Consider the following 9,439-nt stretch of genomic DNA (forward strand, 5'->3'; position numbering starts at 1 on the left):
GGGGGAGACCGCGGCAGTCACGGTGGCCGACGGGGAGGGGGAGGCGCCGTACCGCGGGCTGGCCCGCTTCGAACCCGGCGACCGGGCGCGGTTCTTCGGCCGTACGGAGCTGACCGCGCGCCTGGTGGGACTGGTGGGCCGGGAGCGGGTCACCGCCGTACTCGGACCCTCCGGCAGCGGGAAGTCCTCCCTGCTGCGGGCCGGGCTCATCCCCTCGCTGTGCGCACCGGAGCAGGACGAGGGGCCGCTGGGGCGTCCGGCAGCCGCGCGCATCCTCACGCCGGGCGAGCGTCCTGCCCGGACCCACCGGGCGGCACTGGCCGCCGCGGAGGGCCCCGGGGACACCTGGGTGCTGGTCGACCAGTTCGAGGAGCTCTTCACGCTGTGCCAGGACCCCGCGGAGCGCTCACGCTTCCTTGAGATGCTGCTGGCCGCCCAGGACCCCGCCCGCCGTCTGCGGGTGGTACTGGCGGTCCGCGCGGACTTCTACGGCCGCTGCGCCGAGCACGCCGGACTGGTGGAGGTGCTGAACGACGCCAGCCTCACGGTGGGGCCCATGAGTTCGGCACAGCTGCGCCAGGCGATCGTGGGCCCGGCCGCAGCGGAGGGCCTGGTGGTCGAGCGCGCGCTGACCGCGCGGCTGCTGGCGGATGTCGAGGGCCGGCCGGGCTGTCTGCCGCTGCTCTCGCACGCACTGCTGGAGACCTGGCGCCGGCGCCGCGCCCGCACCCTGACCCTGGAGGCGTACGAGGCGGTCGGCGGGGTGCACGGCGCCATCGCCCAGACCGCCGAGCAGGCGTACACCAGGTTGTCCGCACAGCAGGCGGTCCTGGTGCGGCATGTGCTGCTGCGGTTGATCACACCGGGTGAGGCGGCGCAGGACGCCGGACGGCCGGTGGTCCGCGCGGAACTGGAGGCGCTCGGCCTGGGCGAGGTCGGCCCGGTGCTGGAGCATCTGGTGGGGGTGCGGCTGCTGACCTCGGACGAGAGCCGGGTCGAACTGGCCCACGAGGCGCTGATCACCGCATGGCCGAGGCTGCGCCGGTGGATCGAGGAGAACCGCGAGCAGCTGCGTGTGCACCGGCATCTGACGGAGGCCGCCCGGTCGTGGGAGGAACTCGGCCGCGACCCGGGAGCCCTCTACCGGGGCAGCCGCCTGCTGATCGCCGTCGAGCACTTCGCCCCGGACGGGGCAGCCGCCGCGGGCGGCGAGGGCGCAGGAGCGGATGAGCGGAACGGCGAGCTGACAGCGCGCGAGCGGGACTTCCTGGCCGCCAGCTGCCGGGCGCGCACCCGCGAGCGGAGACGCATCCAGGCGGTCCTGGGCTCCCTTGCCGCCCTCCTCGTCCTCGCCCTGATCGCCACCGGCATCGCGGTCCACCAGCAGCGTGCCGCCGTCTCCGCGCAGCATGAAGCGCAGTCCCGGAGACTGGCCGCACTGTCCGCCACCGTGGCGGGCGACCATCCGGACCTCGCCTCACTGCTCGCCGTCAAGGCGTGGAAGACCAGCCGCACCACAGAAGCCGCCGCAGCCCTCCACACGGCCCCGGCGGCACCCCTGCGCCACCGCCTCGGCAGCCGTTCTTACGTCTTGGACGCGCCGGTGGCGTTCAGCCCCGATGGCAAGACGCTGGCCACAGGCGGGGCGGACGGCACCGCGCGGCTGTGGGACGTGCGGTCGGGCAGGACCCGCACCACCCTGACCGGCCACAAGGGCGGCGTGACATCGGTGGCGTTCAGCCCGGACGGGGAGACCCTGGCCAGCGGCAGCCGCGACGGCACCGTGCGGCTGTGGGACGTGGAGTCCGGCAAGACCCGCGCCACCCTCACCGGGTACAAGGGCGGGGTGGGGTCGGTGGCGTTCAGCCCGGACGGCAGATCCCTCGCGACCGGCGGCGACGACGACACCGCACGCATATGGGAGCCGGACCTGCGCGGCGCGGAGGGGATCAGCCGGTCGATCTGCACCGCCCTCCATCGCGATGTCACCGCGGCAGAGCGATCCAAGTACCTGCGCGGCCACGACTCCGCCCCCGTGTGCCCGTAGTGACCGGAACGCGCGGCGGGTCTTCTCAGTGGCCGCCGGTGAGCTGTCCGGCCAGCTTGTCGTGCATCTCGGCGCTGGGCTGGTTCAGCCCGATGATGGTGACCTTCTTGCCGCGCGCCGCGTACTTGGTCTCGATCGCGTCCAGCGCGGCGACGGACGAGGCGTCCCAGATGTGCGCGTCGGACAGGTCGATGACGACGTCGTCCGGGTCGTCCTTGTAGTCGAACTGGTAGACGAGGTCGTTGGAGGAGGCGAAGAACAGCTCTCCGGTGACCGCGTAGACGACCTGGTTGCCCTCCGGGTCGACGACGCCGGAGACGTTGGCGAGGTGGGCGACGCGCTTGGCGAAGATGACCATGGCGGTCAGGGAGCCGACGACGACGCCGATCGCGAGGTTGTGCGTGGCCACCACGCAGGCCACCGTGACGACCATGACGACGGTCTCGCCCACCGGCATCCGCTTGAGGGTCCTGGGCTGGATGGAGTGCCAGTCGAAGGTGCCGACGGAGACCAGGACCATCACGGCGACCAGCGCGGCCATCGGGATGTCGGAGACGACCGGGCCGAAGGCGATGCACAGCACCATGAGGAAGGAGCCCGCCAGGAAGGTGGACAGCCGGGTGCGGGCTCCGGAGGTCTTCACGTTGATCATCGTCTGGCCGATCATGGCGCAGCCGCCCATGCCGCCGAAGAAGCCGGTGACGATGTTGGCGATGCCCTGGCCGATCGACTCGCGGGTCTTGCCGGAGTGGGTGTCGGTGATGTCGTCGACCAGCTTGGCCGTCATCAGCGACTCCATCAGCCCCACCAGTGCGAACGCGAAGGCGTAGGGGGCGATGGTGGTGAGCGTGTCCAGGGTGAAGGGCACGTCGGGCAGGCCCGGCACGGGCAGCGAGGAGGGCAGCTCGCCCTTGTCGCCGACGGTCGGGACGGCGATCCCGGCCGCGAGGGTGATCACGGTGAGGATGACGATGGACACCAGCGGCGCCGGGATCACCTTGGTGATCTTCGGGAAGAGCACCATCAGCGCCAGGCCGCCGACGATCAGCGGGTAGACGGGCCAGGGCACGTCGTGCATCTCCGGCACCTGGGCCATGAAGATCAGGACGGCCAGCGCGTTGACGAAGCCGACCATCACGCTGCGGGGCACGAACCGCATGAGCTTCGCGACGCCGAGGGCGCCGAGCGCGACCTGGATCAGGCCGCCGAGGATGACGGCGGCGATCAGGTAGCCGAGCCCGTACTCATGGTTGAGGGGGGCGATGACCAGGGCCATCGCGCCGGTCGCCGCGGAGATCATCGCCTTGCGGCCGCCGACGAGGGAGATGACGACGGCCATGGTGAACGAGGCGAACAGCCCGACGCTGGGGTCGACCCCGGCGATGATCGAGAAGGAGATCGCCTCGGGTATGAGCGCCAGCGCGACGACGAGCCCGGCCAGTACCTCGGTACGGAAGACCCTCGGGGACGCCAGCCAGTCCGGCTTGGACAGGCGCGGCTTGGGGACAGCGGACAGCGGAGAGGACATGCAACCATTTCTGCTCAGGCGCACGCGTCCACACCACTGGACACACACGCGTCGTACCGATTCCAGGTGCTGGAGATCACCCAGCGGCCCAGCCGCCCTCGGCGGGGGCCTGGCCGGACAGGGGACGGCAACTCTCGGTTGCCGGTCGGGCATCATTGCCCGGAAGCCATCGGGTGCGGCAGGGGCCCGGTCGGGACCGTTGCTGTGGTCTGACCGGCCCTACCGTGTACTGCACGGCGGGGCGAGCACACGGAGACTCTACCCTGACGTGAGGGCAGAGTGCGAGTCGTGGCTTGTGAAGCGTAGGTAAACAGCCGTCATGGGCCTGGGACTGAAGCAGCCGGACATCAGAGGGAGAAGGCGCGGCGATGAGTGAGCGGCAGATGCAGATCGGCGAGGTCGCCGAGAGGACCGGCTTGTCGCTGCGTACCATCCGCCACTACGAAGACGTGGGCCTCGTGATTCCCTCGGCCCGCAGCAAGGGCGGCTTCCGGCTGTACACCGAGGCCGACGTCCAGCGGCTGATGGTGATCCGCCGGATGAAGCCGCTGGACTTCTCCCTCGACGAGATGCGCGACCTGCTGGAGATCACCGACCGGATCGGTGAGACCGAGACGCCGCCCGCCGGGGAGGAGCGCGAGCGGCTGCGCGAGCGGCTCGACTCCTACCGCAAGGTCGCCGAAGCGCGCTGCGAGACGCTGCGCGCCCGGCTGGAGATGGCCGAGGAGTTCGCCGCCACCCTGCGGCGCCGACTGGACTCCCGGGCCTGAGCGGGCTCGGCCCGTCCGGGAACCGGAGCGGCGTCACTCGTGGGCGGCGAGGAGGAGATCGAGGCGGGCCTGGGGGAACTCGCGCTCGAAGGAGCTGACCTGCCAGCGGTTGGGGAACAGCGCGAGCTGGGCCTTGTCCCGGACCCGGGTCAGCGCCTCGCCCTTGACCAGGCGGGAGCGGTTGAGCGCTTCGGCTCCGGCCGCGTCCGTGGCGCGGGCCAGCTGGTAGGGCAGCGGCTCCAGCCTCAGCGGCGCGGAGAACTCCCCGGCCATCCGCGCCGCGACGACGTCGAACTGCATGGGCCCGACCGCGGCGAGCACCGGGGCCTGGTCCCCGCGCACGTCCGAGACCAGGACCTGGACCACGCCCTCCTCGTCCAGCTGCGCGATACCGCGGCGGAACTGCTTGGAGCGGCTGATGTCGGCCGGGCGGGCCACGGCGAAGCGCTCGGGCGCGAAGGTGGGCATGGGCGGGAAGACCGCCGCCGTGTCCGTGAACAGGGTGTCGCCGACGCGCAGCGCGGTGGCGTTGACGAGGCCGACCACATCGCCGGGGTAGGCGACGTCGACCATGGAGCGGTCCTGGCCGAAGACGCTGTGCGCGTACTTGGTGGCGAACGGTTTGCCGGACGCGGCCCGGGTCACGGTGGCGCCGCGTTCGAAGATCCCGGAGCACACGCGCAGGAACGCGATGCGGTCGCGGTGCGCGGGATCCATGTTGGCCTGCACCTTGAAGACCAGCCCGGAGAACGGTGCCTCCAGCGCGCGGGTCCCCCCGCCCTCCAGCACACGCGGGCCCGGGGCCGGGGCGAGGTCGACGAGGGCGTCCAGCAGCAGCCGTACGCCGATGTTGGAGATCGCCGCGCCGAAGAACACCGGAGTCGTCCGGCCCGCCAGGAACGCCTCCTGATCGTGCACGGCCCCATCGGCGGCCAGCAGCTCCAGCTCCTCGGCCGCCTGCGCCCACTCCGCGCCCTCCTCCAAGGCCGCTTGCGCCGCTGAGAGCTCGTCCTCGGTCGCCTCATGGGCGCCCCCGGGGGTGCGGGTGTAGCGCAGCATCCGCTCCGGAGAGCGGACATCGACCAGCCCGCGCAGATGCCCGGCATCGCCGACCGGCCAGGTCACCGGGGTGGGCCGGAGCCGGAACTCCCGCTCGATCTCGTCCAGCAGCTCCAGGGCCTCGCGGCCGGGGCGGTCCCACTTGTTGATGAAGGTGATCACCGGGATGTTCCGGTGCCGGCAGACGTCGAAGAGCTTGCGGGTCTGCTCCTCCAGGCCCTTGGCCGCGTCGATGAGCATCACCGCGCAGTCCACCGCCGCCAGCACCCGGTAGGTGTCCTCGGAGAAGTCCGCGTGCCCGGGGGTGTCCAGCAGGTTCAGCACGCACTCGCGGTGCGCGAACTGCAGCACCGCCGACGTCACCGAGATCCCGCGGGCCTTCTCCATCTCCATCCAGTCCGAGGACACCCCGCGCCGCCCGGACTTCCCGTGCACCGCGCCCGCCTCGGTGATCGCACGGGCGTGCAGCGCGAGCGCCTCGGTGAGCGTGGACTTGCCCGCGTCCGGGTGGCTGATCACCGCGAAGGTCCGCCGCCGGGCCGCCTCGGACGCCGCCCATGCGCCACTGCCGACGGCCGTCACCGAGGGGTCTCCGGCCCCGGCGCGGCCGCGTCCAGCAGGCGGGCCAGGTGCCCGTGCAGGGCCCCGGCGAACTCCTCGGCGCGGCCCAGCTCGCGGCGCAGATCCTCGCACCGCTGATCCGCTTCCACCCAGTACGTGCGCAACCTCGCCACCAGCTCCTCGCGTGCTTCCTCATCGGTCTCGGGCAGACCGCCGCCACCCTCGGGCAGCTGGTCCAGGATGTCCAGCAGACCGCGGACGTCCTCCAGGCAGAACCCGAGGGGCCGCATCCGGCGCGCCAGCGCCAAGCGTCGCACCTCGGCCTCGGTATAGAGCCGGAAGCCGCCCGTACTGCGTTCGCTGGGGGCCACCACGCCCACGTCCTCGTAGTGCCGGATCGTGCGCAGGGACAGCCCCGTGCGCTCGGACACCTCGCCGATCTGCATCAGCCTCCCGGCCACGGCTCCACCACCTCGTGTCGCATGCTCGGCCCCCCCCCGCGAATCTAGCCTGACGTGAAGGCAGATTCGCAAGTCCCGGTACCGGCGGGGCGAACTGGGCCGCGTACAGCCGCGTACAGCCGCGCGCTGGCCGCGCTACCGGGTGGGCGGCGGGACGTCGCGGCCGAGCCGGTGGACATAGCGGCGCAGCCGGGGGGCGGAGAGCGGCTCGGGCGCGCGGTCGGGCGCTGACCGGAGCGAGCGCTTGATCAGCCGGAGGGCCTCGGCGGTGCCGCTGCAGGCCCGGCACGCGGTGAGGTGCTCGGCGACCCGGGCCCGGCGCACCCCGGTCAACTCGCCGTCGACATAGGCTTCGACGCTGCCGCGCAGCCGTAGGTGCCGCAGCCGCTCCCGGTATCCGGCCCCGGTCCTGCCCAGCCAGGTCCCACCGCCCCGCGCCCTGCCTGCGGGGGCGCTCCTGCCGCGCTCACCCGTGCCCGCCATGGGAGGGGAACCCGGTGAGGCCCGGTGCGGCTTCCGCGGAATGGGACGATGGGCGCAGAGGGTTTCCCCGGGGTGGAGGAACGAGTGCCGCAGGCGGGGCCGGAGCGGGACAAGGCGTTCGCGGAGTACGTGCTGCCCGAGGTGGAGGTGTTGCTGCGGGTGGCGATGACGCTGACATCGCAGGCGGCGGACGCCGAGGACCTGGTGCAGGACACGCTGCTGCGGGCATATCGCTCGGTGGACCGGTTCGACGGGCGGCATCCCCGGGCCTGGCTGTTGACGATCATGCGGCGGACGGAGATCAACCGGCATCGGCGGCGCAGACCGCAGCTGCTGGACGACCCCGACGCGGATCTCGACCGGCTGGCGCACAGCCCGGCGGGGCCCACGGCGACGCCGGAGGAGATCGTGGTGGGGGAGTCCTTCGATGCGGTGGTGGACGCGGCGCTGGCCGCGCTGCCGGTCAAGCATCGGCAGGTGGTGCGCCTGGTGGATGTGGACGGGCTGTCGTATGCCGAGGCGGCAGAGCTGTTGGGGGTGCCGGAGGGAACGGTGATGAGCAGGCTTCATCGGGCCAGGAAGCGGATACGGGCGCGGCTGGCCGCGGCGGGACTGGCGCCGAAGCGGGGTGTGCTGTGAACGGCTGGCTGAGGAGAGCGCGGGGGAAGCGCGCGGGGGCCGAGCGCCGGATGAGCTGTATGCAGGTGGCCCGGGTGCTCCAGTCGTATCTGGACGGGGAGACGGACGAGAGCACCGCGCGGCGGGTGGCCCGGCATGTGGAGGACTGTCGCCGCTGCGGGCTGGAAGCGCGGACCTTTCGGGAGATCAAGCACTCCCTGGCACGCGGCGAGGCGCCGGATGCGGAGGCCGTCGCCCGGCTGCGCAGCTACGGGGACGCGCTGGCCGAGGGCGGGAAGCAGGAGCCCGGGGCCTAGATGTGCTGTTCCGGCACGTTGGTGACAGCCCGTCACGGCACCGATCTGCCAGGGGGAGGCCATGACGCCGCAGATGCCCGTACACGAGGTACACCGCGGAATGGATCTGCTGCCGACTCCTGCTGCTCCTCGTGGAGCAGGGAGCTGTACGTGAGGCCCTCCCCTGATGCCGGTGCCCGGCCGCTGGGTTCCGGTACACCTGTGATCACGATAGGAAGGTCCTCGGTACTGTCGCCCGTTCCCCGTGAAACCCATCCTGCTGGTGACTGTGCGTGGTCCCCGGAGGCGTACTTCTGTATGGATTTTCAGTGATGGGCAGCGGGTCGCGCGTTGCCGGGCGGAGGGGGCCTGAATGCTTTCGGGTGTGCAAGATCCTTTCGAGTGGGCCGCATTCGGCTATCCGCACCGTTCCCGTCAGTACCGGTCAGGGCCGACCTGGATGAGGAGGTGTGCGACGGTGTGGTGGCGGCTGTGGGGGCGCAGGAGTTGGCGCATGGTGCTCAACCGACGGGTGGCGCGGACGGAGTGGAGGAGGGAGTAGGTGTCGAGGAATGCCTGCCAATGGGGGGTGGCCGCTTCGAGGTGGCCGTGGGCGAGGAGGGTTTCAGAGAGGCGGGCGCGGGTGAGCGCGGTGGCGAGGCGTTCGGTGGGGGTGCGGTGCCGCAGTGAAGCGGACAGGGCGGCGATGGCTCCTTGCCGGTCACCGAGTGTGCTGAGGGTTTGGGCACGCTGATAGTGCAGGGTGCCGAGGGGGTAGGCAGTGAAGGGACCCGGGGCGGCCTGAACTCTGCCGTAGAGGCGCTCTGCCGTGGTCAGCGCAGCCAGGGCAGAGCGTCGGTCGTCATGGGCCTGCATGACGGCGAAGTGGGCCTGGGTGTAGGTGCGCACGGCCGGAGATGTGTGGCGGGTGGCGTCGACTGCGCGTTCGGCGAGGTGGTGGACAGCCCGGGCGTGGTGCCCGAGTTCGTGGGCGTGAGCGGACATGGCGCGCAGGGTGATGGCGAACGTGACCGTGTCATCGGCGTCGGCGGCCAGATGGGCGGCGGTGCGGTACCAGTGCTGAGCGAGGCCGTCGGCTCCGCTGTCGGCGCTCATCAAGCCGAGGAGCGTCGCCAGCTGGGCGGCTGATACCAGCAGTTCGCGGTGGATCGCGTCGCTTGCCGGGGCGTGCAGCCAGCCAGTGACAGTGCGGTGGAGGTAATCAGTCAGAGTGGGGTGTACGTGACCGGCGCCGTGCTTCTCGCTGGCCTGGGCGAACAGACGGGTCATGGTCTGCGTGTGCTCGACCTCCGCGCGCCCCACGCGGCTGCCACGTCCGTCGTCTGAGACGGGTGGGTTGCGGGCTACATCTCGTCCGGGGCGGGCGAGGGCGGCCACGTCCGGGACGGTAAGGGCGGTGAGGGTGAAGGCGCCGACGGTGAGCGGGTGGCGACGATCGGCGTCGGTGTGCGTGTCGGCAAGAACGGCGAGTTACGCAACGGGTCAGCCTCCCAGGACAGGTCGCTCACGGCGGCGTTGGCCGGGGTGGAGGTCAGACCTGCGTCGTACGCGGTAACAGGCTTGCCCAGCCTTCTCGCCAGCGCCTCGAGCAGGAG

The 9,439-nt window shown here is 71.7% G+C and carries 9 protein-coding genes; 4 read left to right on the forward strand and 5 right to left on the reverse strand.

What is annotated here, in order from left to right:
• A partial coding sequence (locus tag G5C65_RS23990; RefSeq protein ID WP_478501609.1) for an nSTAND1 domain-containing NTPase occupies positions 1-2,047 on the forward strand: 2,047 nt, incomplete at its 5' end.
• 25 nt (positions 2,048-2,072) lie between these two features.
• Here G5C65_RS23990 and G5C65_RS23995 read toward each other — a convergent pair.
• Complete coding sequence (locus G5C65_RS23995) at positions 2,073-3,575, reverse strand: SulP family inorganic anion transporter (RefSeq protein WP_165300994.1); 1,503 nt, start codon at positions 3,573-3,575, stop codon at positions 2,073-2,075.
• A 368-nt stretch (positions 3,576-3,943) separates the two neighbouring features.
• On the opposite strand from G5C65_RS23995, the gene G5C65_RS24000 reads away from it, so the two are divergent.
• Entirely contained in the window at positions 3,944-4,345 is a 402-nt protein-coding gene (locus tag G5C65_RS24000) for a MerR family transcriptional regulator (protein WP_165300995.1), read from the forward strand.
• A gap of 33 nt (positions 4,346-4,378) precedes the next feature.
• Here G5C65_RS24000 and G5C65_RS24005 read toward each other — a convergent pair whose 3' ends face one another.
• From G5C65_RS24005 to G5C65_RS24015, 3 genes are all read right to left on the reverse strand, one after another.
• Positions 4,379-5,986, reverse strand: coding sequence for a peptide chain release factor 3 (locus G5C65_RS24005; RefSeq protein WP_165300996.1), 1,608 nt, complete (start codon positions 5,984-5,986; stop codon positions 4,379-4,381).
• On the reverse strand, positions 5,983-6,426 hold the full coding sequence (locus G5C65_RS24010; RefSeq protein ID WP_165300997.1) for a MerR family transcriptional regulator: 444 nt from the start codon (positions 6,424-6,426) through the stop codon (positions 5,983-5,985). The genes G5C65_RS24005 and G5C65_RS24010 overlap by 4 nt, the downstream gene beginning before the upstream one ends.
• Positions 6,427-6,561: 135 nt before the next feature.
• Positions 6,562-6,909, reverse strand: a complete 348-nt coding sequence (locus tag G5C65_RS24015; protein WP_165300998.1) for an anti-sigma factor family protein — start codon at positions 6,907-6,909, stop codon at positions 6,562-6,564.
• A 48-nt stretch (positions 6,910-6,957) separates the two neighbouring features.
• Between G5C65_RS24015 and G5C65_RS24020 the strand changes: the two genes are divergently transcribed.
• Both G5C65_RS24020 and G5C65_RS24025 read left to right on the forward strand, forming a co-directional pair.
• The gene (locus G5C65_RS24020; RefSeq protein WP_165300999.1) at positions 6,958-7,548 is read left to right on the forward strand and encodes an RNA polymerase sigma factor; all 591 of its coding nucleotides are present in this window, start codon (positions 6,958-6,960) and stop codon (positions 7,546-7,548) included.
• A gap of 50 nt (positions 7,549-7,598) precedes the next feature.
• Positions 7,599-7,844, forward strand: a complete 246-nt coding sequence (locus G5C65_RS24025; RefSeq protein ID WP_165301000.1) for an anti-sigma factor family protein — start codon at positions 7,599-7,601, stop codon at positions 7,842-7,844.
• A 414-nt stretch (positions 7,845-8,258) separates the two neighbouring features.
• Here the strand turns inward: G5C65_RS24025 and G5C65_RS24030 are convergent, their stop codons facing one another.
• Complete coding sequence (locus G5C65_RS24030) at positions 8,259-9,113, reverse strand: NsdA family TPR-like regulatory protein (protein WP_165301001.1); 855 nt, start codon at positions 9,111-9,113, stop codon at positions 8,259-8,261.
• Positions 9,114-9,439 lie beyond the last annotated feature (326 nt).

Origin of the sequence: Streptomyces boncukensis, assembly GCF_011045075.1 — a bacterium.
Lineage (GTDB): Bacteria > Actinomycetota > Actinomycetes > Streptomycetales > Streptomycetaceae > Streptomyces > Streptomyces boncukensis.